This is a genomic window from Lentzea sp. HUAS TT2, assembly GCF_051853195.1.
Lineage (GTDB): Bacteria > Actinomycetota > Actinomycetes > Mycobacteriales > Pseudonocardiaceae > Lentzea.
The window spans coordinates 5,075,855-5,097,835 of the sequence record NZ_CP196667.1 but is presented as its reverse complement, the minus strand read 5'-3'; the positions used below and the strand labels follow the sequence as shown (position 1 = coordinate 5,097,835).

Here is a 21,981-nt window from a genome sequence, read left to right as displayed (position 1 = left end):
GGTAGACCCAGAACTGATATATCGGCCGATATATCAGTTCTTCGGCGCGGAAGCCTCCACGCCGACGGGCCTGTCACCGATCACGTCGCGCGAGACCTCGGCGTGCGCGAGCCGCCGCACCGCCTTCAGGACGGTGTCACCGATGAGGGTGCCGACGACCATCGCCTCGATGACGTCGTCGCGCGATCCCCGTCCCGCGATGTAGTCGACGTCTGCCTGCGCGATGATCTTCAGCCCCTGCAGGTAGGGGTCGAGCAGGTCGCGGAAGTGGTCGTGACCGACCGAGCGGGCCACGGTGAGCGCCGCGGCGAGCATGTGGGTCACGTTGGACTCGGTGACGTCGACGCAGTCGGTGTAGCCCTGTCGCGCGAAGAAGCCCTGGACGTCCTCGATCGCGAGCGGGTCGAGCTCCACCGCGCTCGGCTGGCTGATGGCCTCCTGGACGGCGCCGAGCTTGTTGTGCATCGACTCGTCGCGGGTGTCGATGGCGGCGAGGACCTCGCGCACCGACGCGATCGAGAGGCCGCCGACGTCCACGAGTGCACGGACGAGCCTGAGCCTGCGCAGGTGCTCGTCGTCGTAGTGGGCCTGGTTCGGGCTGGTCAGCACGCCGGCGGGCAGCAGTGCCTCGCGCAGGTAGTACTTGATCGTCGGCACCGGAACGCCGCTTCTCTTCGAAAGCTCGCCAACACGCATATGGATAGTGTAGCTTCCGGATAGTAGAGAGTGTCGCTATCCATTCAGGGGGTAAGAGAGATGCTTCGCACCTGGCACCGGCCGTTAGTCGTGTTCGGCGGGCTGATGGTGGTTCTGATCCCGATCGCGCTCGTCGGACTGCTCGTCGACGACCGGACGGTGGTCAACTCGCCGATCTGGCTCAAGCCGCTCAAGTTCGCCGTGTCGCTCGCGATCTACTCGCTGACGCTGGCGTGGCTGCTCACGTTCCTGAAGAGGTTCCAGCGCGTCGGATGGTGGGCGGGCACCGTGCTGGCGGTGGCCGGGGCACTGGAGATGGTCGTGATCGTCGGCCAGGTAATCCGCGGCAGGCGCAGTCACTTCAACTTCGAGACGCCGCTCGACACGGCGCTGTTCTCGATCATGGGCTCCACGATCGTCGTGCTGTGGGTGACGCACGCGATCGTCGCGATCCTGCTGTGGCGTACGAAGATCGAGAACGAGGCCCTGTCGTGGTCGATCCGCCTCGGGCTCGTGATCTCGTTCCTGGGCCTCGGTGTCGGCTTCCTGATGACGAGCCCGAAGCCCGGCCAGGCGCTCGACGGCGACACGCTCGGCTCGCACACGATCGGCGCGCCTGACGGCGGGTCGTACATGGCGATCACCGGCTGGAGCACAGAGCACGGCGACCTCCGGGTCGGGCACTTCGTGGGCATGCACGCGATTCAGGTGCTCCCCATCCTGATCGCACTGCTCGGCCGCCGCGCCAACGCGAGGCTGGCGTGGGTCCTCAGCGGTTCGTTCCTCGGGATCTTCCTGCTCGTGACCTGGCAGGCGCTGCGCGGCCAGTCCCTGGTCCAACCCGACAGCACGACCCTGCTCACGCTCGCGGGCATCGCCGTCGCGACCGCACTGGGCGCGGTGTGGGCCCGGCCGTCCAAGAAGGACAACAAGAAGGAGTACGCGCTCGCATGACCGCCATCCTGTTCGACCTGACGTTCCTGGTGGCCGCGCCGTTCTGGGCGCTCATGATCCTCGCGCCGAAGTGGTCGTGGACGAAGAGGATCGCCGAGTCCTACCTGATAGTGCTGCCACCGGCCTTGATCTACATCGTGTTGCTGGTCCCGGAGTTGTCCACGGTGCTGCCCCTGGTCACCCGGCCCGAGATCGGTCCACTGGCGGAGTACCTGGCCACGCCCGCCGGCACCGCGCTCGTGTGGGCGCACATGCTCGCCTGGGACCTGTTCGTCGGGCGCTGGATGTATCTCGAGGGGCGCCGGCTCGACGTCCACCCGCTGGTCATGGCACCCGTTCTGGTGATCACGATCCTGCTGGCCCCGGTCGGGTTGCCGCTGTTCCTGATCGTGCGCAAGGTGTGTGACACAACGAACAGGGGCACGGCAGTGGTTACTCACCAGTAACTAGGGTTAGAGTTGGCGTTACCGACCGGTAGGGATGTCGCGCAGCCCGCCGGTAGTGGACAGAGTTGTCACCACAAGTGGAGGAGACGCCGTGGCCGCACCAGCAGCGCCGGCACGCGTTCGGAACGTGGTCTTCGTCGACGGCGTCCGCACGCCGTTCGGCAAGGCCGGCCCCAAGGGGATTTTCGCCGAGACACGTGCAGACGACCTCATCGTGAAGGTCATCCGTGAGCTGCTGCGCAGGCACCCCGAGCTGCCGCCGGAGCGCGTCGACGAGGTCGCGATCGCGGCCACGACGCAGATCGGCGACCAGGGCCTGACGCTCGGCCGCACCGCCGCACTGCTCGCGGGCCTGCCCAAGTCGGTCCCCGGCTACTCGATCGACCGCATGTGCGCGGGCGCGATGACCGCCGTGACCACGGCCGCGAGCGGCATCGCGTTCGGCGCCTACGACGTCGCCATCGCGGGCGGTGTCGAGCACATGGGCCGGCACCCGATGGGCGAGGGCGTCGACCCGAACCCGCGCTTCCTGTCGGACCGGATCGTCGACACCAGCGCGCTCGTGATGGGCCAGACCGCGGAGAACCTGCACGACCGGTTCCCGCACATCACCAAGGACCGCACCGACGCGTACGCGGCCGCGTCCCAGGCCAAGTACGCCGACGCGATCAAGAACGGCAAGATCGGGCCGGAGCTCGTGCCCGTCGCGACCCGCTCGGCGGAGAACGGCTGGGGCCTCGCGACGGCCGACGAGCCGCCGCGTCCCGGCACCACGGTCGAGGACCTGGCGAAGCTCAAGACGCCGTTCCGCCCGCACGGCCGGATCACCGCGGGCAACGCGGCCGGTCTGAACGACGGCGCGACCGGCTGCATCCTCGCCGAGGAGGAGACCGCGCGCGAGCTCGGCCTGCCCGTCGGCATGCGGATGGTCGGCTACTCGTTCCTGGGTGTCGAGCCCGAGGTCATGGGCATCGGCCCGGTCCCCGCCACCGAGAAGGCACTCCAGCGCGCCGGTCTGTCCATTGAGGACATCGGCCTGTTCGAGGTCAACGAGGCGTTCGCCATCCAGGTGCTCGCGTTCCTCGACCACTTCGGCATCGCCGACGACGACCCCCGCGTGAACCAGTGGGGCGGCGCGATCGCGACCGGCCACCCGCTGGCGTCCAGCGGTGTGCGTCTGATGACGCAGCTGTCGCGTCAGTTCGCCGAGCGTCCGGACGTGCGCTACGGCCTCACCACCATGTGCATCGGCATCGGCATGGGCGGGACCGTCATCTGGGAGAACCCGAACTGGAGTGGCAAGTGACCATCACCGCTGAGGAAGCAAAGGCGATCTTCCCCGACGAGGTCGTCACCGTTGCCAAGACCCGGCTGATCTCGGTGCCGGGCCTGGACAAGCCGGTCGCGTTCATCACGATCGACAACGGCCTGGACCACACCCGCCCGTCGACGTTCGGCCCGCAGTCGCTCGTGTCGCTCGGCGCGGCGTTCGACGAGGCCTACGCGGCGAAGCCGGCCGCCATCGCGGTGACCGGCAAGCCGTTCATCTTCGCGGTGGGCGCCGACCTGACCGCGGTCGAGCAGGCCACGGACCGCTCGCAGGGCGTCACGATCGGCAAGCTCGGCCACGACGTCTTCAAGAAGTTCACCGACTCGGACGTCCCGACCTTCGCCTTCGTCAACGGCGCGGTCATGGGCGGCGGGCTCGAGCTCGCGCTGTCGTGCCACTACCGCACGCTGGCGTCGAACGCGGCCGCGATCGCGCTGCCCGAGGTGTTCCTGGGCCTGTTCCCTGGCTGGGGCGGCACGCAGCTGCTGCCGAACCTGATCGGCGCCAACGACGCCGTGACGGTGATCTTCGAGAACGCGTTGAACCAGAACAAGATGCTCAAGCCGAAGGACGCTCTCGCGCTGGGCATCGCGGACGTGCTGTTCGACTCCGCCGACTACCTGGAGCAGTCGCTGCTGTGGCTGTCCGGCGTCGTGCGCGGCGAGATCACGGTGCCGCGCAAGGAGATCGACCGCGGTGACGCGTGGGACGCCGCCGTCGCGCGGGCCAAGGCCATCGTGCACGGCAAGACCAAGGGCGCTGCGCCCGGCGCGTTGAAGGCGCTGGAGCTGCTGGAGCTGGCGCGCGAGAACGACCTGGACAAGGGCTACGCCGCCGAGACCGAGGGCCTCGCGGACCTCGTCATGAGCGACGAGCTGCGTGCGGGCCTGTACTCGTTCAACCTGGTGCAGAAGCGCGCGAAGCGTCCGGCCGGTGCTCCCGACAAGTCGTTGGCGCGCAAGGTCACCAAGGTCGGTGTCGTCGGCGCTGGCCTGATGGCCTCGCAGATGGCGCTGCTGTTCATCCGCCGCCTGCACGTGCCGGTCGTGCTGACCGACATCGACCAGGCGCGCGTGGACAAGGGCGTCGGCTACGTCCACAGCGAGATCGACAAGCTGGCGGGCAAGAAGCGGATCTCGCCGGACGAGGCGAACCGCCTGAAGGCCCTGGTCTCCGGCTCGCTCGACAAGTCCGCGTTCTCCGACGCCGACTTCGTGATCGAGGCCGTGTTCGAGGACCTCGCCGTGAAGCAGCAGGTGTTCGCCGAGGTCGAGGAGCACGTCTCCCCCGAGGCGATCCTGGCCACGAACACGTCGTCGCTGTCCATCACGGACATGGCGTCGAAACTCAAGCACCCCGAGCGGGTCGTGGGCTTCCACTTCTTCAACCCGGTCGCGGTCATGCCGCTGCTGGAGATCGTGCGCGCCGAGCAGACCGACGACGCCACGCTGGCGACCGCGTTCTCGATCGGCAAGCAGCTCAAGAAGTCCTCTGTGCTCGTGAAGGACGCGCCCGCGTTCGTCGTGAACCGCCTGCTGACCCGCTTCATGGGCGAGGTCATCAAGTCGGTCGACGAGGGCACGTCGTTCGAGGTCGCCGACAAGGCCACCGAGCCGCTGGGCCTGCCGATGTCGCCGATGATCCTGCTGCAGCTGGTCGGTTCCGCCGTCGCGCTGCACGTGTCGGAGACGATGCACGGCGCGTTCCCCGACCGCTTCTCGGTGTCGGAGAACATGAAGAAGTTCGTCGCCGCCGGCAAGGGCGCTGTCTGGCAGTGGGACGCGCAGGGCAAGCAGACCGTCGACCCCGAGGTCCAGGCCCTGTGGGAGTTCGGCTCCTCACCGCTGACCGGTGACGAGGTGAAGTCCCGCGCGCTGGAGGCGCTGGCCGAGGAGATCCGGATCATGCTCGACGAGGGCGTGGTCGCGGAGGCGCAGGACATCGACCTGTGCATGCTCCTGGGCGCCGGGTGGCCGTTCTGGCTGGGCGGCATCACGCCGTACCTGGACCGCACCGGCATCTCGGAGAAGGTGACGGGCAAGCGTTTCCTGGCACCGGGTGTGGCGTCCGTGCCTGCCTAGTGCTGGGCGTCGAAGCCCCGGCTCTCTCGACGGAGCCGGGGCTTCACTCCGTTTCGGGGAGGTACTGCTCCGCCGTGCCGTCCTTGCGGATGAAGTAGGCGTCGATCTTGGTAGCGCGCAGCGTCACCTCGGAACCCGCCACCAGGTCCCGGTAACGCAGCACGTCCGGCAGGCCGATGGCGACCACGTCGAACGGGTTCTTCTGGCGCAGCACCAACGACCTGCGCAACGCCTCGCTGAACGCCCAGCGGGGTGATCCGTCGGTCTCCGGGACCTCTACCAGCGCGCCTTCGAGCTGACGTTCCAGCGCGGCCCGCACGTGGTCCGCTGTGCCCCACGCCGCGATGTCCGTGACAGTCATGTGTCACGTATCGGGATAAATCGCGGGATCATTAGCCGTTTGGATGTTTCGATCAGGTCATGTTCTCGCGTCCTGCGATCCTGTTGGACGTCGACGGCCCGCTGAACCCGTTCATGGCGAAGCCGACTCGGCGCCCCGCCGGCTACACCACGCATCGAATCCGTCCGTACGGTTTTTTCCGCCCCCTGCGCGTGTGGCTCGACCCGTCGCACGGCCCGTGGCTGCTCTCGCTCGCCGCCGCGACCGGTGCGGACCTGGCGTGGGCGACGACGTGGGAGCGCGAGGCGAACGAGTTCATCGGACCGCGCATCGGACTGCCCGAGCTGGAGTGGATCGACTTCGGCGGCCGCGGCGCCGATCACGCCGACGGCCACCACGGCAAGGTCCCGGCGATCACCGAGTGGGCGGGGACGCGGCCGATCGCGTGGCTGGACGACGACTTCCAGCCACGTGACCAGGAGTGGGCGGCGAGCAGGCCGGGCACGCTGCTGGTGCCGGTCGACCCGCGCAAGGGGATCGGCGTGGATCACCTGGAACGGGTCCGGGCGTTCCTCACTGGTAGGACGCGATCTTCCACGCCGCTCACACCTGACGGATCGGCACGACCTCCACGAGACGGCCGACGTCCTTGAAGTCCTTGACGTTCATCGTGAGCACCGGCAGTCCCGCGACCGCCGCCGTGGCCGCGATCTGCAGGTCCATCCGGCGCGGCCGGGGTGAGCGGCCCGCCCTCCGCACCAGCGAGGCCATCTGCCCGTAGACCTTGGCCTCCTCGACGCCGAACGGCAGCACCTCGAACGTCTGCAGCGCCGCGTAGTACCGCTCCGTGCGCGCGAACCGCTCGACCGGGTCCTCGGTGTCGAGCCCGAACGCCAGCTCCGCGATCGTGACGGCGCTCAGGAACGGCTGGGCGCTCACGTACTCGCCCAGGTTCGCCCGCTCGAGCCTGATCAGCACACAGGTGTCGAGCAGACAGCTCAGCTCGGCCACGGGCCGTCCAGCGGGTCGTCGTCGCCGAACACCTCGTCGGCGGCACGGCGGTCGGCCTCCCAGCGGTCCGCGTCGACCGGCGGCAGGGTGCCGAAGAGCACCTGCACGTCCCCGAGCGGAGGCCTGGACACGCCTTCCTCCCGGTACGGCAGGAGCTGGGCGACGGGCTTGTTGTTGCGGGTGACGACGAAGCTCTCACCCGCCTCGACGCGCCGCATGATCTCCGCGTTGTCGTTGCGGAGCTCACGCTGGCCGATGGCTTTGAGCTGCTGCATGCCACCACCGTAGCTCAATCCTCAAGAAAGTGCTACAGAGTAGCTACAGCAGCTACGGGCTACCCGTGGGCTGTGATCAGGATCGGCACGTCCGGCTGGCGCTACCCCGAGTGGCGCGACGACTTCTACCGCGGCGTCCCCCAGCGGCTGTGGCTGAGCCACCTCGCCACCCGCATGGAGACGATAGAGATCAACAGCTCCTTCTACCGCCTCCAACCGGCGTCGAACTACCGCAAGTGGGTCGCCGAGACCCCGCCGGACTTCGCCTTCGCCGTCAAGGGCCCGAAGCTGATCACGCACGTCCAGCGCCTGCGTCACGCCGAGGACGCGCTCAAGACGTTCACCGAGTCGCTCGCGCTGGGCCCGAAACAGGGACCGGTCCTCTGGCAGTTGCCGCCGTCGCTGCGCTTCGATCGCGCGACGCTCCAGGACTTCCTCGCCGCACTCCCGCCGGGCCGCCACGCGCTCGAACCCCGTCACGAGTCGTTTCGCACGGACGCCTACTTCGACCTGCTCCACGCGCACAACGTCGCTCACGTCGTGTCGGACGCACCGACGTTCCCGTGCATCGAGGCCGTGACCGCCGACTTCGCCTACGTCCGCCTGCACGGCCATGACGAGCTGTACATCAGCTCCTACGACGACGATCAGCTCGACGAGTGGGCCGGGAAGATCCACGACTGGGATCGCGACACCTACGTCTACTTCGACAACACCATGCACGGCGCCGCTCCCCGCAACGCGCTGAGCCTCATGGCCCGGTCCACGTTCGCAACGCGGCGGGAAGCGTCTCCGGGTCGGCCACCCACGCGACGTGCCCGTCCGGCCTGATCAGCACGCCGCCGAGGTCGTCCAGCAGCACCGGCCGGCCGGGACGCAGCAACTCGGCGACGGTCGTGGACCTCCCGCCGACCTCCACCGAGAGGTTCGGCGCCAGCCGTCCGAGCAACGGGTGGTCGCCCGGTATACGAGGGTCATACCGGGTGTCCACGCCGGTGACGAGCTCGGCGAGGTGCTTGCCCGCCACCCCTCCCAGTTCCGTTAGAAGGTCTCGCACGGGCGACAGGTCCTCGCGACCGAGCAACGACTGCGCCCGTGCCGTCCGCACCACGCGCGCCCCGACTGGATGCCGTTCGTCGTGGTAGGTCTGCAGCAGGCCGTCAGGTGCCCGGCCCGAGACGGTCGCGGCCAGCTTCCAGCCGAGGTTCATCGCGTCGGCCAGCGCCACGTTCACGCCGACCGCACCCGCCGGCGGATGGACGTGCGCGGAGTCCCCGGCGAGGATCACCCTGCCGCGCACGTAGCTCTCCGCCTGCCGGGCGGCGTCGGAGAACCTGCTGAGCCACAACGGCCTCCCCAACAGCACCACCCGGCCCAGCCTCGCGTTCAGCAGCTCCTGGACGTAGCCGAGTTCGACCTGGCCGGACCTCGGTTCCGGCTCACCCAGCACGATCCGCACGTACCCCGGCCGAGGCAGCACGAACACCTCCCCCGTCGCGAGCGCGTCGAAGTCGGCTTCGACGTCCGCGATCAGCCCGTACGAGGTCGCGTCCACACCGGGAAAAGCGATCCCTGCACGCTTGCGCACCACACTGCGGCTGCCGTCGCATCCGACCAGATACGAGACACGCCAACGTTCATCGCCGACGCTGACGTCGACACCATCAGGATCCTGCGAGAAGTCCACGACCTCGCGCCCCCACTGAACGCGCACTCCGAGCTCGGCGAGCCACTCCTCCAGCAGCTCCTCGACGCGGTTCTGCGCGATGCCGAGCGCGTACGGGTGATCGGTGTCCATCACCGAGAAGTCGAGCCCCATGCCCGGCAGGAACATCCCGTACGGCACAACGGGTCCCTCGGCCAGGAACCGGTCAGCGAGCCCGCGCCGGTCGAGCAGCTCCAGACTGCGCCGACAACGTGAAGCCACGCGGATGCGGAAACCGCGAGGGCGCCGCGTCCACCACGGCCACCTCGACACCGGCCAGCGCGAGCTCGGCCGCCACCATCAGCCCTGCCGGACCCGCGCCGGCGACCAGAACCGTCATCGCTGCTCCTCAGGCCAGGCGAGCCGGCCGGACTCGACGTCATCGATGATCTCCTCGACCCACCCGAGCTCGGCCTCCGCCAGGCGGACCGCGTACTCGACCTCCACCACGAACAGCCGCGGCACCTGCTCCAGCGCGTCCCGGTGAGACCCGCGCATCTCCTCGAGCGACGCCCGCAACCGCTCTGCCCGCTCCCGCAACGCCTCCACTGCTCCAGAAGGCCCGAGAGCGCCGAGGTAGCTGACGGCGGAGAGGAACTTCGGGAACTCGGGCTGCGGTTCCCTCACCAGCCGGTCCACCCAGCGGGTGAACTCCTGCTGCCCCGCCGCGGTGAGTCCGTAGATCGTCCGCTCCGGCCGCGCGCCGACCTTCACGGTCTCGCGCGCCTCGATCCACCCATCACGCATGAGCGCGCGCACCACGTCGTAGAGCGAACCTGTCGTGACTTTGAAAGACCTGTCCATGCCGCGTTCGCGCAATGTCGCCGCCATCGCATGTGGGTGCAAAGGCGACTCCAGCAGCAATCCCAGCACCGCCATACCCAGCGGGTTCTTCATCACTCGGCTCCGATCGCTCGGATCCGAGCATTTGATGCAAGCCCCCGGTTGTCAACTAGCCTGTTCAGATATGAGAACGATTCGCGTCTTGGCTCCCCTGCTCCTGGCCGCGAGTCTCGTGGCCCCCGTGCAAGCGCACGGGGACGAGGCGGCCTGGACCGGCCCCCTCAGCACCCGAGGCCGGTGGATCGTCGACGCACACGGCGACCGCTTCAAGCTCAAGTCCGGGAACTGGCACGGTGCGAGCGGCACCTACACCGGTTCCGGCGACATCAACGACCCCGCCAACCACCACTCGGGCGAGAAGGCCGACCAGGTCCCGCTCGGGCTCGACCGCGCGACGATGGCCACGATCATCAGTGGTTTCAAGGAGATCGGCGTCAACAGCGTCCGGCTGCCGTTCTCCAACCAGATGATCAAGGACACCAACCCCGTCAACGGCCTGAAGGACGCGCAGCTCAACGGGAAGCGGCCGCTCGAGGTCTACGACGCGGTCGTGGCCGAGCTGACCCGCAACAACGTCGCGGTCATCCTCAACAACCACACCACGACGTCCCGCTGGTGCTGCGGCGTCGACGGCAACGAGCGGTGGAACACCAGTCAGAGCACCGACCAGTGGGTCAACGACTGGGCGTTCATGACCGACCGCTACAAGGCGAACAAGCGCGTCGTCGGCGCCGACCTCTACAACGAGGTGCGCCGCAACGTCTGGGACGACCCGAACTGGGGCTGGGGCAACGACCACGACTGGCACAAGGCCTCGCAGCAGGCCGCGGACCGCATCCAGCAGACCGCGCCCGACCTGCTCGTCATCGTCGAGGGCATCAACTGGACCGGTATCCCGGTCGACGGTTTCGCGCACGGCCGGCCGACGCTGGAGCCCGCCCGCTTCCTCAGCCACACGCTCGCCAACCCCGCCAAACTCGTCTACTCCGCCCACTTCTACGGCTACACGGGCCCGAACCACAGCGGCGCGACGGGAATCGGCGAGACGACCGACCCGCGCTACCAGGACCTCTCGCCGCAGGATCACATCAACGTCCTGCAGCGTCAGGCCTTCTTCATCACCGAGGCGCAGAAGCACTTCACCGCACCGCTGTGGATCAGCGAGTTCGGCGTCGGCGGCCGCGGCGAGAACAACCCCAGGGCGCGCGACTGGTTCGAGCGGTTCGTGGACCAGCTGATCGCGAACGACACCGACTTCGCCTACTGGCCGCTGGTCGGCTTCCACACCAACCGCGGCGGCAACGGATGGGCGTTGCTGCACTGGGACGCCGCCGGCAACCGCATGGGTGTCAACGACGGCGACGACTGGCGGGCGGGCGCGTGGAACCGGCTCGTCGGCGCGCCGAGCCGCACCGGGCAGATCCCGCAGGAGACGCGCTGGAACCAGCTGCTCAAGGAATCGTGCCCGCAGAACGAGAAGCTCGTCGGCATCAGCCACACGGGCAACCGCGGCCTGTGCGTCAGCGGTCCACAGTGGAGCAGCACGACCAGGGTCACCAACGAGCAGCACGTGACCAACGACTGGGCCTCGGGTTACACGAAGCTCCAGTGCCCCAACGGGAACGCGGCCGTCGGGTACGCGAACTTCACGCTGGTCTGCGCACCCGTCGTGCAGGGGACGCAGACGCGCGTGCTGTGGTTCGACCGCGGCGACAACCGTCCGGACCAGGGCGGTGACTGGGCCAACGGGAACTACAAGGGCCAGTGCGCGCAGGACGAGCACATCGCCGGTGTCGCCTACAACTGGCGCAGGACCCCGGACGCGCTGCTCTGCCGGAAGTGAAGTCCGAAGTGTTCTAGGAACGCGGCCGCGGGATCCTCGACGTCAGTCGAGGTCTTGCGGCCGTTCTCCGTCAGCACGATCTTCTGGTCCGTCACGGTGATCCGGCCGGTGGGCGTCGCGATGGTCGCCCGCGGCGCCACCCGGAAGCTCGACTCCGGCGCGGTCTGCTGCCACCAGCAGGCGGGCACGAACTCCTCCAGCGAGCGCGGTCGCCGTTCGACCCGGTAACGCGGCTCGCCTCCGTGCAGGACCTCCACGTCGTCGCCGTCGTCGACCAGCCGGAACACCCCCGCCGGGTCCTGCTGGTCCTCCCGCGAGTCCCACCGCAGCGGGTGCAGCGCGAACGCCCCGAAACCGACGTCGCAGAGCCACTCGTCGTCCACCAGCAACGTCAGGTGGTCGAACGGGTACCCGAGCCAGCCGTCCTGGTTGTACACCCGCGCGGACATCAGGTCGACCTGATGTCCCAAGTGCCGCAACAACTCCGCGAACAACCCGTTGAGCTCGTAGCAGAACCCGCCGCGCCGCTGCGCCACGATCTTGTCGTACAGCCACGGGATCTCCAGCACGATCCGGATGTCCATGTGGGTGTACAGGTTCTCGAACGGGACGCTCAGCAGGTGCCGTTCGTGCAGCTCTGCCAACGACGACGTGCGGGAGGCACCGATGCGCTGAAGGTATTCGTCCACCGTGTCACGATATCCGCATGGGCGAGGTCAGGATCGGCACTTCGGGGTGGGTCTACCCGCCCTGGCGCGGCGTGTTCTACCCCAAGGGCGTCACGCAGAAGCGCGAGCTGGCGTACCTGAGCGAACAGCTCGGTTCGGTCGAGATCAACGGCTCCTTCTACTCGCTGCAACGCCCGTCGAGCTACCGGAAGTGGGCCGCCGAAACGCCCGACGGCTTCGTGTTCTCCGTCAAGGGCAGCCGTTTCATCACCCACATGAAGCGCCTCAAGGACGGCAACGAGCTCCTCGCGAACTACCTCGCGTCAGGCGTGCTCGCCCTGGGGCCGAAGCTCGGGCCGATCCTCTGGCAGCTCCCGCCGACGCTCCAGTTCGACGCGGACCTGCTCACCGCCTTCTTCGAGGGTCTCCCCCGCACCACCACCGAGGCCGCCGAGGTCGCGAAACGGCACGACCACCGCGTGGACCCGGCGCACACCACCACAGACGCCGAACGGCCGATGCGCTACGCGCTCGAAGTGCGTCACGACAGCTACAACACACCGGAGTTCGTCGACCTGCTCGCACGCCACGACATCGCGCTGGTGGTCGCGGACGCCGCCGGCAAGTACCCGTTCATCGAAGAGGTGACGAGCGACTTCGTCTACGTCCGGCTGCACGGCCACGACGAGCTCTACGTCAGCGGCTACACCGACGAGGGACTCGACCTGTGGGCCGAGAAGGTCCGCGCCTGGCGGAAGCAGGGCGACGTGTTCGTCTACTTCGACAACGACGCGAAGGCCTACGCCCCGCGGGACGCACGCGCGCTCCAAGATCGTCTGGCCGATTGATCCGAACGGACGCACACTCGTCCGGACGGAGGTGCGCCCATGTCGACGAAGAGCATCATCGCCGCCCTGGTGATCACTGCGGGCGCGGTTGCCTCCAGTGGGATCGCTGTAGCGCAGAGTGACAAGACCTGCGACAAGGGCGAGTTCTGCGTGTGGTCGGGACCGGACTACACCGGGGCCGTCCAGCGCCTCGACGTGGAATCGGCGAACCCCGGCGAGTGCATCACGCTCACGCTGACCGGGAAGTCCTTCGCCAACCGCCTGAGCAGGGACGCGACCGTGTACCAGCGCGAGAACTGCTCGACGGAGGCCGAGTTCACCACCTATCCGAAGCACGGCACCTACGTGCCCGACGCCTACTTCGTGATCAGGGGCCTGCAGGTGTGGGGTCCTTAACGAGCCCGGGCTACTTTAGTCACCCTATGTAACTCCACTCGATCGTGTGAGTACTCATCAGTAGGTCCCCTTTCGTGCCTAAGTTGCCGCCCTATCGAGTGGTGGCAGCTGGAGGAAATGTGACCGTGGCGGGTGAAGCCGGGTTACTCGAACTGATGGCCGGGCGACTGGCCAAAGACGATCTCACCCCACGTGCGGCAGAACTGGTGCTGGCGGCGTGCCGGGGGGACGCGGCGCTGGAGCGCGCGCTCACCGGTGTGCCCGTTCAGGAGGAGGCGCGGCGGGAGCGGGCGGACGGCCCCGGCCAGGGAATCTTCCTGTCGGAGATCCGCGTGCGCGGCTTCCGCGGCATCGGCCCCCAGGCACGCCTGCCGCTGGCACCGGGACCAGGACTGACCGTCGTCACCGGACGCAACGGCTCTGGCAAGTCGAGCTTCGCCGAGGCCGCGGAACTGGCCATGACCGGCTACAACGCCCGCTGGACCCGAGCACGGCACGACGTGTGGCGGCAGGGCTGGCGCAACCTGCACCAGAGCGACACCGCCGTCGAGCTGGAGCTCGTCCAGGCCGCCCAGAAGACCACGACGGACAAGACGACGATCCGAAGACAGTGGGCGCCGGACGATGATCTGGCGCAGGGCGTGTGGACGCAGGACAACGAGCCGTTCGACCCCAGCAGGTGGCACGAGGCGCTGGAGACCTACCGGCCGTTCCTGCCCTACAGCGAGCTGGCGACCGTGCTCGACGCACAGCCGGAGGACCTCTACGAGGCGATGCACCGCCTCCTGGGCCTGGAAGCGATCACCGAGGCACAGCAGGCGCTCGCCGAGCACCGCAAACGCCTCGCCGAGATCGTCGCCCGCCCTCACGACCGGCGGGCACGGGTGCGGGCCGACCTGCTGGCGTCCCAGGACGAACGCGCCCGCCGTGCCGCCGAACTGCTCGGCAGCGACTCCCCCGACCTCGACGCGATCGCGGACCTCGCGCTCGGCGCGGACGTCGGCACCGGCACGAACCTGCTGCACCAGATCGTGGACGTGACGCTGCCGCCCGACGACGAGATCGACCGGGTCCGCGAGCTGCTCGACCAGGCGCTCGGCGCGGTCACCGTGGTGGCGACGGACAACGCGCAGGACTCGTTGCGGTGCAGTGAGATCCTGCGGCTCGCGATCCAGCTGCAGGAGTCGGCCAAGGACTCGCACCGCAACCAGACGTGCCCGGTGTGCGATCTCGGCCGGCTCGACGGGATGTGGCTGTACAAGGCGAAGGAACGCGCAGAGCACCTCGCCAAGGCCGCCGCCGAGCTGCACGAGGCAGCCGATCGCCTGGACATCGCCGTCGCGGCCACGCGGGCGTTGTGCCTGCCGGTGCCCGAGGTGCTCACGGAAGCGCAGGGCGTGCTCGACACGACGGTCGTGCTCCAGGCGTGGCACGCGTGGATGGACTGCGTCTCGATCGACGACCCTGTGCGGCTGCGCCAGGAGATATTCGACCGGTATGCAGACCTCATACAGGCTGTGGACCAGCTGAAGTCCGTGGCGCGCGAACAGATCGAACGGCGCGACCTGGTGTGGCGGCCGATGGCCATCGCGTTGTTCGAGTGGCACTCCCAGGCTCAGCAAGCGCTTGCGGACGCCGAGGTGCTCGCCGACGTGACGGAGGCGGAGAACTGGATCCGCAAGACGGCCGCCACGCTGCGCTCCGAGCGCATCGCGCCGTTCGCCAAGGAGTCGCAGCGGATCTGGGAGCGGTTGCGCCAGCAGAGCAACGTCGACCTGGGCGCGGTGCGGCTCGGCGGCACCCGCAACGTCGAGCTGGACGTGTCGGTCGACGGCGTCTCGAACTCGGCGCTCGCGGTGATGAGCCAGGGAGAGCTGCACTCGCTGGGGCTCTCGTTGTTCCTGCCGCGCGCGATGGTGGACGAGAGCCCGTTCCGGTTCGTGGTGATCGACGACCCGGTGCAGGCGATGGACCCGTCCAAGGTGGACGGACTCGCGCAGGTGCTCGCCGACGTCGGGCTGACCCGTCAGGTCGTGGTCTTCACCCACGACGAACGGCTGGTGGAGGCGTTGCGGCGGTTGCGGTTGAGCGCGACCGTGTGGGAGGTCTGCCGCGGTGAGGAGTCCGTCGTGCGGGTGCGGTTGGCCGACGACCCTGTCGGCCGCTGCCTGGGCGACGCCCGCGCGATGCGGGGTGACGAGGACCTGCCGGACGCGTTGCGCGCCGAACTGGTGGCGTCGTGCTGCCGGGCGGCGCTGGAAGCGGCGTCGCACGCCCGTTTCCGGCGCGAACGGCTCAGCCGCGGGATGCCGCACGCCGAGGTGGAACGCGTGCTCGAATGCGCCCTGACGACCAGGCAGAAGCTCGCGCTGGCCGTCCTCGACGACCTCACCGAGCCCCAGAAGCTGTTGCCGCACCTGGAAGACGTCGTCGGTTCGTGGGCGGTCGACCTGCTGATGGCGTGCCGTGTCGGTGGGGAGAGCGGAGACCTCGACGTGCTGATCCGCGACACCGAACTGCTCGCGGGGTGGTTGCAGCGATGAGCCTCCCCTCCGACGTCCAGGACCGGCTGACCTGCGTGGCGAACCTGCTGGCGCGTCCCGACCAGCTCGACGGCGTGCGGATCCGGTGCTGTGCTGAGCTGTTGCGCACGGCGGTCGAACGGTCGATGGCCCGAGCGTGCGGGGCCGAGAACACCGACCAGCCCGTGCACGCGTTGCTGATCAGCCTTCCGTCCCATGTGGACGCTGACGTGGCGCACGACACCTCCCAGCTGTGGCACGCGCTGAGCCGCGCGATCCGGCACCACGGCTACGAGCTGAACCCGACCGTCGCGGAGCTGAGCGGCTGGCACGCCGACACCGCGGCCGTCGCGGAGGCCCTGCGGCCGACCCTGACCCTGTCCGGCAACATCGACCTCACCTGAGGGCACTGGTGAAACTGCTGCTGTTCGCGGACCTGCACCTGGACACGCGCTTCCCGAGCGCGGGCCCGGAGCGGCGTCTGGCGTTGCGTGACACGCTGGGACGCATCGTCGACCTCGCCCAGGAATCCGGCGTCGACGCGATGCTCTGCGCCGGCGACCTGTACGAGCACGACCGCTGCTCCCCCTCGACCGCGGAGTTCCTGCGGTCGTCCTTCGACTGCCCGGTGCCGGTGTTCCTGGCCCCCGGCAACGACGACTGGTACGGGCCGCAGTCCGTCTACCGGCAGGTGGACTGGACGGCGAACGTGCACGTGTTCTCGTCGGAGTCGCTGACACCCGTGGAGCTCGCCGACGGCGTGACGCTGTGGGGCGCCGCGCACGTCGGACCCGGCCCCGCGCGGGACGTCCTGGACGGGTTCGCGGTGAACCGCGGTGGCGTGAACCTGGCCCTGTGCCACGGTTCCGCGCCCGGCGACGTCGCGATCACCGGCCTGGACCACGCGTTCCTCGGGCACGTGCACACACCGGAGCACGCCGCCGACTACACGTTCCCCGGCAACCCGGATCCGCTGACACCGGGCGAGACCGGTGAACGCGGGGCCGTTCTGTGCACGGTGAACGAGGACGGTTCGGTGACGCGCGAGGTGTTCGACGTGTCGGCGTCGCGTTCCCTCGGCTGGGTGGACTCCGAGAAGGCGTTCCCGTCGCTGGACTTCGACACCGTCGCGGCGGAACGGACCGTGCGCGGCCAGTTCGTGCGTGACGTGCTCGCGGATCCCGCCCTGGACATGACTCTGCGCGGCCGCGTGCTGTCGGCCGGCCTGCGGGCGTTGGAGGAACGATGAGGATCGAGTCGGTCACGGCGCACGCGTTCGGGCCGTTGCACGACCGCACGTTGCCGCTGGCACCCGGTCTGACCGTGGTGTCGGGCGTGAACGAGTCCGCGAAGTCGTCGTGGCACGCGGCCATCCGCGCGGCGTTGTGCGGTGCCCCGTCGACGCGGCACCGTCCGTGGGAGGGCGAGTCCTGGCGGGTGGCGGCGATGGTGTCGCTGGAGTCGGGTGAGGTCATCGCGGTGGACCGCGACCTGAACGACGACCCGGCGATGGACGGTTCGCGCTGGGTCGGCCTGGACCGCGCGTCGTTCGCCGCGACCGCGTGCGTGGACCAGGCGCAGCTGATGACCGTGCTGGACGCGGCGGACGGCCTGCAGAACCACCTGCGCCGTGCGGCGGCCACCGCGGGCACGGACGGCACGGTGGAGCAGGCGTTGCTGCGGCTGACCGCGCCCGTGGAGGCGTTGCGGGACGCGCGGAACCGCTTGCGGGAGGCCGAGACCGACCTGACCGTGGCCCGCCGCGAGCACACCCGTTACCTGGAACTGAGCGCGCAGGCCCGTTCGGCCGCCGCAGCACGTGCCCGCCTGGCCGTCCAGGAGCACACGGTGTCGCTCGACGCGATCTCCGCACGGGTGCAGCGGCTGAGCGAGTTGCAGGAGCGCTTCGGCGACTCGCCGCCGTCCGGGATCGCCGCGCAGGAGGAGCTGGCCCGCGTGGTCAACCGCGCACTGGCCGCGTGGCGTGCCGCGCCGACCCCGCGCGCCCTGACGGGTCCGTCCGCGGAGACGTTGCAGGCCGAACTCGAAGCCCTGCCCCAGTTCCCCGTCGGCGAGACCGCACTGGACGAGGAGCTACGTCTCGTCGCCTCGGCCTACGCGACCGCGTCCGCCGTCGCCGCCGCGCACGGCGAACGTCGCCCCATGCCACCGACAACGGCCGAACCGTCCGTGCTGCGCGGCATCGCCACGCGCCTGGACCCGGCCGCCGGTGGCCGGCTGACCACGGCGTCGATCGACGTGGACAACGCCCGCCAGCACCAGGACGAGGCCGCCGCCGTGGCGGCCCGCACCCAGGTCGAGGCGGACGTGGCGGCGGCGCGCGTGCAGGAGATCGCGATGCCGAACCCGTTCCTGCGCAACGCTTTGCTGGCACTGAGCTGCCTGACGTCGCTAGTGGGCCTGCTGCTCTTCCTCAGCGGCCAGCACATCGCCGCCATCGGAGTCGTCGTGGCCGCACTGGTGGCCGGCACCGGCGGCGCGCTGTCCCGCGGCAACGTCCCGCAACGCGAGGCCGCCGTCGCCTTCGCCGCCGAACGCGCCGACACCGCCGCCCAGGCACGAGGCGTGCTGTTCACCGCGGACCGCGCCCTCGCCGAGGCCGAGGGCCAGCGTGCGGTGGCCGCCGAAGCCGCCCGCCTCCACGACGAGGCTCTCGCGCAGTGCGCGTCCCTCGGCGTACCCGCGGACCGCGAAACGTTGTGGCGCCTGGCAAACCGCGCCGCCTGGGAAGCCGAGCACGCCGACCTGGTGTCCGAGGTGGCACGCACCGAGAAGGCGATCCGCGTGGAACTGGCCGCACGAGGCAAGATCGACGCCTCGATGTCCGTGCCGGACCTCCTCGTGGACTACGAGACCGACTGCAAGGTGCGCGCCCGCCAGGCGTCGATAGCGGCCCAGCGCCCCCTCCTGTCCCAGGCCTTGGCGGACCGCCTCATGGCAGAGGCCACCGTCGCCGAGGCGACCGCCGCCCACGACCAGGCACTCGGCCTGCTGCGCGAGGCCGTGACCGCGATCGGCCGCACCGGCGACCGCCCGGAGGACCTGCTGCGCGCGATCGCCGAATGGCAACGCGGCTGGGACAACCTCCTGCGCGAGGCAGAGGACGAGCGCAACGCGTGGGCGGAACTCCAGTCCCTGATCGCCGCAGGCACCCTCGACGACCTGGAAGCCACCCTCTCAGCAGCACAGACCCACCACGCCACGCTCCTGGAAACGGCCCAGCGCTACGCCGCCTGCGACCCGGTGGACCCCTCACTGGCCACCTCCGCGGACTCCCTGGCAGCCACCGTCACCGAGATGGCCAGAGCCCTCCCCAGCGTCCCGGACGCCGAGGAGGCCGTGCAGGCAGCCACCGCGATCCTGGCCGAGGTGACCGCCGAGGTGGAGGCCATCGACCTCGCCTCCCGCTACCTGACCGCGGCCCGCGAGAAGGTGCACAGCACCATCGCCCCTGCCCTCGAAAGCACCCTCCGCACCTGGCTGCCCTCGGTCACCGACGGCCGCTACGTGGACGCCGCAGTGGACCCGTCCACCCTGACCGTGCGCGTGTGCGCGGCCTCCGAGTCGTGGCACCAGGCCTCCCGCCTGTCCCTGGGCACCGCGGAGCAGGTCTACCTGCTGCTGCGCGTCGCCCTGGCCCAGCACCTGGCCACCGAACCCTGCCCGCTGCTGCTGGACGACGTGACCGTGCAGGCCGACGACGCCCGCACACGTGCCGTCCTGGACCTGCTGCTGCAGCTGTCCGCGGACCGGCAGATCGTGCTGTTCGCGCAGGACGCGGCGGTAGCCGAGTGGGCTCGGGAGCGGTTGGGTGAGCGGGACGTGCTGCACCAGCTCACGCCGGTGGCGGCCTGACCGGGAGACAGGCCGCCGGGTGCGGTGCCTCGGGCGATGTCGTCCGGGGCACCGCACTCACGTTTTTGCCGGCCTCGCGGACACGAGCACGAGGACGCGGTCGGCGACTTCCTCCGGGTCTTCGTGTTCCCACGCGCGGACGACGAGCCAGCCTGCCGACGTGAGCTGCGCGTCCGTGTCCCGGTCTCGAACGACACGTCAACGCGTCGGCGCCGGTCGGTGCCGGGCCGCAACGTCGACGAGGTAGCGCAGACACCGGCGGTGCGTCAGCTCCGTTGCGGTGCCGACGCGGCGAGTGCGGCGCATGACCCTCGACGTGGCCTCGGACGTGGAGGGCGGAGCTGGGCCTGCATCCACATAGCGGTACACGACCAGCAGTTTCCCGGAAATGTCAGACCCCGTCGCTACCGTCGTCCCATGACCAACGCCGCCTTCCGCAAGCACACCCCCACCGCCGACGAGCGGCTCGCCGACCTGGGGCTGCGCACCGCGATCCTGGACAGGGCGATCGCCGCCGGCATCGACGCGCGTGCCGCCTCGCCGCCGTTCGGGCCCACCAACGCCCCTGGTCTGCTCGACTGGATTCACCGGGTGGGCACGTTGCGGCAATTGCTGGCGGCGGAGGGGTGGCAGCGGCTCGACCACTGGAACGCCGGGCTGATCCGGCATCCTTCGCGGCCGGTGCTGCTGGGGACGTTGCAGGGCAATCGCGGTACCGGGTCGCCCGAGGCGCCGTTGCGCAGTGACTACGCGAAGGGGCCCGCTATTGCGGCGATGATGCGGGACAACGACCACGATCAGTTCGCGCTGTTCGAGAACATGCGCACCGAGGGGCTGAAGTTGTGGTTCCTGGTCACCTATCCGCTGCAGCTCGAGGATCGGCTCGTGGTGTTGCGCGAGGTGTCGCAGCCGGAGCCGACGCCGCAGAACCAGATCATCGAGCGGTGGGCGCATCGGATTCCGTTGCCGTCAATGGAGTTCCCCCAGCTCAAGGCGCCCAATGTGGACGGGCCGGAGGAGGTGGACTTCCCGATCGCGCTCCGCCGGTAGCGACCGCCGAACTCAGGGGCGCTGATCCTGCAGAGCCACGTCTGTCCTCCAGAGAAGTCCTCGCAGTCCGTTGCGACGACGAGTGAGCACCGCGGACGAGAAGCCATGTCCAGCAGCGGCAACGGGCTGATCCCGCCGGCGCACCAGGACCCGCCTGGCAACGCGCCGCGTCACCGGCGACAATGTCCGGATCATGCTCACGCCCTCGCGACTCACGCTCGCCCGCACCCGGCGCGGACTCACCGCCGCCGAGCTGGCGCGGAAGTCGGGCGTGCAGGCGCGGGCCATCGGCGAGTACGAACGCGGGCTGCGCAGGCCCAAGGACGCCACGGTCGAGTCGTTGGCGGGAGCGCTTGGTTTCCCTGCGGAGTTCTTGATGGCGCCGGAGCCGCCTCGGCCGCAGAACGCGCCGCAAGATGCGCAGGCGACGGCCGCCGCCCAGCTCGCGATCGAGTTCAACGGGTGGCTGGACCGGCTGTTCGTGCTGCCGCAGCCTGATCTGCCAGCGCCGCGCACGTCGCCGCAGGGCACGCGGGACGCGTGGCAGCTCGCCACCGGGCCGGCGCCGAACATGGTGCAGCTGCTCGAGTCCCATGGCGTGCGGGTGTTCTCGCTGCCGGTCGACTGCGCCGCGCAGGAGGCCTTTTCCTGCTGGCACAACGGAACGCCGTTCGTGTTCCTCGCGCCGGCTGCGACGCCGGAGCAGGCTCGGTTCGACGCTGCCGTGCAGCTCGCCGTGCTTCTGGGGCACGACGAACCGCACGAGTTCGCCGCCGAGTTCCTGATGCCCCAGCGGCAACTGCCCGGCACCGATCACCGGCACTGGCACGTGGGCAGGGAGCAATTCACCAAGTGGGCGAACGTACACAGCCTCGTGCAGGGCGGCATGACGCGCCGCGAGACCTCGAAGCTGCTCACCAAGGTGTTCAAGGTCCTCCGCGAGAACGGCACCACGCCGCTGCACGTGGCCAAAGAACTCAACCTGGGCCTCGAAGAACTGAACGGGCTGGTCTTCGGACTCGTGCTGACCGCGCTGCCGGGCGGCGGAGAGCCAGGGCCGCGAGGACGCGCGCGCCTCACCTTGGTCCACTGACCCG

Annotated in this window: 21 protein-coding genes and 1 pseudogene; 15 read left to right on the top strand and 7 right to left on the bottom strand. The window is 69.4% G+C overall.

Annotation, left to right across the window (positions count from 1 at the left end; translation table 11 throughout):
• Positions 1–33: 33 nt before the first annotated feature.
• Positions 34–696, bottom strand: a complete 663-nt coding sequence (locus ACSHWB_RS25595) for a MerR family transcriptional regulator (RefSeq protein ID WP_439655813.1) — start codon at positions 694–696, stop codon at positions 34–36.
• 60 nt (positions 697–756) lie between these two features.
• On the opposite strand from ACSHWB_RS25595, the gene ACSHWB_RS25590 reads away from it, so the two are divergent.
• From ACSHWB_RS25590 to ACSHWB_RS25575, 4 genes are read left to right on the top strand one after another with little or no spacing between them, the layout of a single operon-like run.
• Complete coding sequence (locus ACSHWB_RS25590) at positions 757–1,650, top strand: hypothetical protein (RefSeq protein WP_439655812.1); 894 nt, start codon at positions 757–759, stop codon at positions 1,648–1,650.
• Positions 1,647–2,096, top strand: a complete 450-nt coding sequence (locus tag ACSHWB_RS25585; RefSeq protein WP_439655811.1) for an ABA4-like family protein — start codon at positions 1,647–1,649, stop codon at positions 2,094–2,096. The genes ACSHWB_RS25590 and ACSHWB_RS25585 overlap by 4 nt, the downstream gene beginning before the upstream one ends.
• Before the next feature lie 34 nt (positions 2,097–2,130).
• The gene (locus ACSHWB_RS25580; protein ID WP_439655810.1) at positions 2,131–3,402 is read left to right on the top strand and encodes a thiolase family protein; all 1,272 of its coding nucleotides are present in this window, start codon (positions 2,131–2,133) and stop codon (positions 3,400–3,402) included.
• Positions 3,399–5,507, top strand: coding sequence for a 3-hydroxyacyl-CoA dehydrogenase NAD-binding domain-containing protein (locus ACSHWB_RS25575; RefSeq protein WP_439655809.1), 2,109 nt, complete (start codon positions 3,399–3,401; stop codon positions 5,505–5,507). Before ACSHWB_RS25580 ends, ACSHWB_RS25575 begins: the two co-directional genes overlap by 4 nt.
• Before the next feature lie 43 nt (positions 5,508–5,550).
• Here the strand turns inward: ACSHWB_RS25575 and ACSHWB_RS25570 are convergent, their stop codons facing one another.
• Entirely contained in the window at positions 5,551–5,868 is a 318-nt protein-coding gene (locus tag ACSHWB_RS25570) for a hypothetical protein (protein ID WP_439655808.1), read from the bottom strand.
• A gap of 59 nt (positions 5,869–5,927) precedes the next feature.
• On the opposite strand from ACSHWB_RS25570, the gene ACSHWB_RS25565 reads away from it, so the two are divergent.
• Positions 5,928–6,500, top strand: a complete 573-nt coding sequence (locus ACSHWB_RS25565; protein ID WP_439655807.1) for an HAD domain-containing protein — start codon at positions 5,928–5,930, stop codon at positions 6,498–6,500.
• Here the strand turns inward: ACSHWB_RS25565 and ACSHWB_RS25560 are convergent.
• Together ACSHWB_RS25560 and ACSHWB_RS25555 are read right to left on the bottom strand one after the other, a co-directional pair.
• Entirely contained in the window at positions 6,451–6,858 is a 408-nt protein-coding gene (locus ACSHWB_RS25560) for a type II toxin-antitoxin system VapC family toxin (RefSeq protein ID WP_439655806.1), read from the bottom strand. The two genes, ACSHWB_RS25565 and ACSHWB_RS25560, sit on opposite strands and share 50 nt — an antisense overlap.
• Positions 6,846–7,133 (bottom strand): type II toxin-antitoxin system Phd/YefM family antitoxin, encoded by a 288-nt coding sequence (locus tag ACSHWB_RS25555; protein ID WP_439655805.1) that lies wholly within the window; start codon positions 7,131–7,133, stop codon positions 6,846–6,848. Before ACSHWB_RS25555 ends, ACSHWB_RS25560 begins: the two co-directional genes overlap by 13 nt.
• A gap of 72 nt (positions 7,134–7,205) precedes the next feature.
• Here ACSHWB_RS25555 and ACSHWB_RS25550 point away from each other — a divergent pair, with 72 nt between their 5' ends.
• Positions 7,206–7,964, top strand: coding sequence for a DUF72 domain-containing protein (locus ACSHWB_RS25550; protein WP_439655804.1), 759 nt, complete (start codon positions 7,206–7,208; stop codon positions 7,962–7,964).
• On the opposite strand, the pseudogene ACSHWB_RS25545 reads toward ACSHWB_RS25550, so the two are convergent.
• Together ACSHWB_RS25545 and ACSHWB_RS25540 are read right to left on the bottom strand one after the other, a co-directional pair.
• Positions 7,885–9,118: pseudogene (locus ACSHWB_RS25545) on the bottom strand (FAD-dependent monooxygenase). The gene ACSHWB_RS25550 and the pseudogene ACSHWB_RS25545 overlap by 80 nt on opposite strands.
• Before the next feature lie 56 nt (positions 9,119–9,174).
• Complete coding sequence (locus ACSHWB_RS25540; RefSeq protein ID WP_439655803.1) at positions 9,175–9,735, bottom strand: helix-turn-helix transcriptional regulator; 561 nt, start codon at positions 9,733–9,735, stop codon at positions 9,175–9,177.
• Between the two features lie 88 nt (positions 9,736–9,823).
• Between ACSHWB_RS25540 and ACSHWB_RS25535 the strand changes: the two genes are divergently transcribed.
• Entirely contained in the window at positions 9,824–11,524 is a 1,701-nt protein-coding gene (locus tag ACSHWB_RS25535; protein ID WP_439655802.1) for a glycoside hydrolase family 5 protein, read from the top strand.
• Here the strand turns inward: ACSHWB_RS25535 and ACSHWB_RS25530 are convergent.
• Positions 11,479–12,213, bottom strand: a complete 735-nt coding sequence (locus ACSHWB_RS25530) for an arylamine N-acetyltransferase family protein (RefSeq protein WP_439655801.1) — start codon at positions 12,211–12,213, stop codon at positions 11,479–11,481. The genes ACSHWB_RS25535 and ACSHWB_RS25530 overlap by 46 nt on opposite strands.
• Positions 12,214–12,230: 17 nt before the next feature.
• On the opposite strand from ACSHWB_RS25530, the gene ACSHWB_RS25525 reads away from it, so the two are divergent.
• The 8 genes from ACSHWB_RS25525 to ACSHWB_RS25490 all read left to right on the top strand — a co-directional run bounded on the left by ACSHWB_RS25525 (position 12,231) and on the right by ACSHWB_RS25490 (position 21,977).
• Positions 12,231–13,040 (top strand): DUF72 domain-containing protein, encoded by an 810-nt coding sequence (locus tag ACSHWB_RS25525; RefSeq protein ID WP_439655800.1) that lies wholly within the window; start codon positions 12,231–12,233, stop codon positions 13,038–13,040.
• A gap of 39 nt (positions 13,041–13,079) precedes the next feature.
• On the top strand, positions 13,080–13,436 hold the full coding sequence (locus ACSHWB_RS25520) for a peptidase inhibitor family I36 protein (RefSeq protein ID WP_439655799.1): 357 nt from the start codon (positions 13,080–13,082) through the stop codon (positions 13,434–13,436).
• A 155-nt stretch (positions 13,437–13,591) separates the two neighbouring features.
• Complete coding sequence (locus tag ACSHWB_RS25515) at positions 13,592–15,979, top strand: AAA family ATPase (protein ID WP_439655798.1); 2,388 nt, start codon at positions 13,592–13,594, stop codon at positions 15,977–15,979.
• On the top strand, positions 15,976–16,362 hold the full coding sequence (locus ACSHWB_RS25510) for a hypothetical protein (RefSeq protein WP_439655797.1): 387 nt from the start codon (positions 15,976–15,978) through the stop codon (positions 16,360–16,362). The genes ACSHWB_RS25515 and ACSHWB_RS25510 overlap by 4 nt, the downstream gene beginning before the upstream one ends.
• A gap of 8 nt (positions 16,363–16,370) precedes the next feature.
• On the top strand, positions 16,371–17,207 hold the full coding sequence (locus ACSHWB_RS25505) for a metallophosphoesterase family protein (protein WP_439655796.1): 837 nt from the start codon (positions 16,371–16,373) through the stop codon (positions 17,205–17,207).
• Positions 17,204–19,834: an AAA family ATPase gene (locus ACSHWB_RS25500; protein ID WP_439655795.1), complete on the top strand. Its 2,631-nt coding sequence runs from the start codon at positions 17,204–17,206 to the stop codon at positions 19,832–19,834. The genes ACSHWB_RS25505 and ACSHWB_RS25500 overlap by 4 nt, the downstream gene beginning before the upstream one ends.
• Positions 19,835–20,251: 417 nt before the next feature.
• Positions 20,252–20,884, top strand: coding sequence for a hypothetical protein (locus tag ACSHWB_RS25495; RefSeq protein ID WP_439655794.1), 633 nt, complete (start codon positions 20,252–20,254; stop codon positions 20,882–20,884).
• 193 nt (positions 20,885–21,077) lie between these two features.
• Positions 21,078–21,977: a helix-turn-helix domain-containing protein gene (locus tag ACSHWB_RS25490; RefSeq protein ID WP_439655793.1), complete on the top strand. Its 900-nt coding sequence runs from the start codon at positions 21,078–21,080 to the stop codon at positions 21,975–21,977.
• Positions 21,978–21,981 lie beyond the last annotated feature (4 nt).

Coding starts and splice junctions, on each gene's coding strand:
- ACSHWB_RS25595 (WP_439655813.1), bottom strand. CDS start 696: ATGCGTGTTGGCGAGCTTTCGAAGAGAAGCGGCGTTCCGGTGCCGACG.
- ACSHWB_RS25590 (WP_439655812.1), top strand. CDS start 757: ATGCTTCGCACCTGGCACCGGCCGTTAGTCGTGTTCGGCGGGCTGATG.
- ACSHWB_RS25585 (WP_439655811.1), top strand. CDS start 1,647: ATGACCGCCATCCTGTTCGACCTGACGTTCCTGGTGGCCGCGCCGTTC.
- ACSHWB_RS25580 (WP_439655810.1), top strand. CDS start 2,131: ATGTCGCGCAGCCCGCCGGTAGTGGACAGAGTTGTCACCACAAGTGGA.
- ACSHWB_RS25570 (WP_439655808.1), bottom strand. CDS start 5,868: ATGACTGTCACGGACATCGCGGCGTGGGGCACAGCGGACCACGTGCGG.
- ACSHWB_RS25565 (WP_439655807.1), top strand. CDS start 5,928: ATGTTCTCGCGTCCTGCGATCCTGTTGGACGTCGACGGCCCGCTGAAC.
- ACSHWB_RS25555 (WP_439655805.1), bottom strand. CDS start 7,133: ATGCAGCAGCTCAAAGCCATCGGCCAGCGTGAGCTCCGCAACGACAAC.
- ACSHWB_RS25540 (WP_439655803.1), bottom strand. CDS start 9,735: ATGAAGAACCCGCTGGGTATGGCGGTGCTGGGATTGCTGCTGGAGTCG.
- ACSHWB_RS25525 (WP_439655800.1), top strand. CDS start 12,231: ATGGGCGAGGTCAGGATCGGCACTTCGGGGTGGGTCTACCCGCCCTGG.
- ACSHWB_RS25520 (WP_439655799.1), top strand. CDS start 13,080: ATGTCGACGAAGAGCATCATCGCCGCCCTGGTGATCACTGCGGGCGCG.
- ACSHWB_RS25515 (WP_439655798.1), top strand. CDS start 13,592: ATGGCCGGGCGACTGGCCAAAGACGATCTCACCCCACGTGCGGCAGAA.
- ACSHWB_RS25510 (WP_439655797.1), top strand. CDS start 15,976: ATGAGCCTCCCCTCCGACGTCCAGGACCGGCTGACCTGCGTGGCGAAC.
- ACSHWB_RS25500 (WP_439655795.1), top strand. CDS start 17,204: ATGAGGATCGAGTCGGTCACGGCGCACGCGTTCGGGCCGTTGCACGAC.
- ACSHWB_RS25495 (WP_439655794.1), top strand. CDS start 20,252: ATGACCAACGCCGCCTTCCGCAAGCACACCCCCACCGCCGACGAGCGG.
- ACSHWB_RS25490 (WP_439655793.1), top strand. CDS start 21,078: ATGCTCACGCCCTCGCGACTCACGCTCGCCCGCACCCGGCGCGGACTC.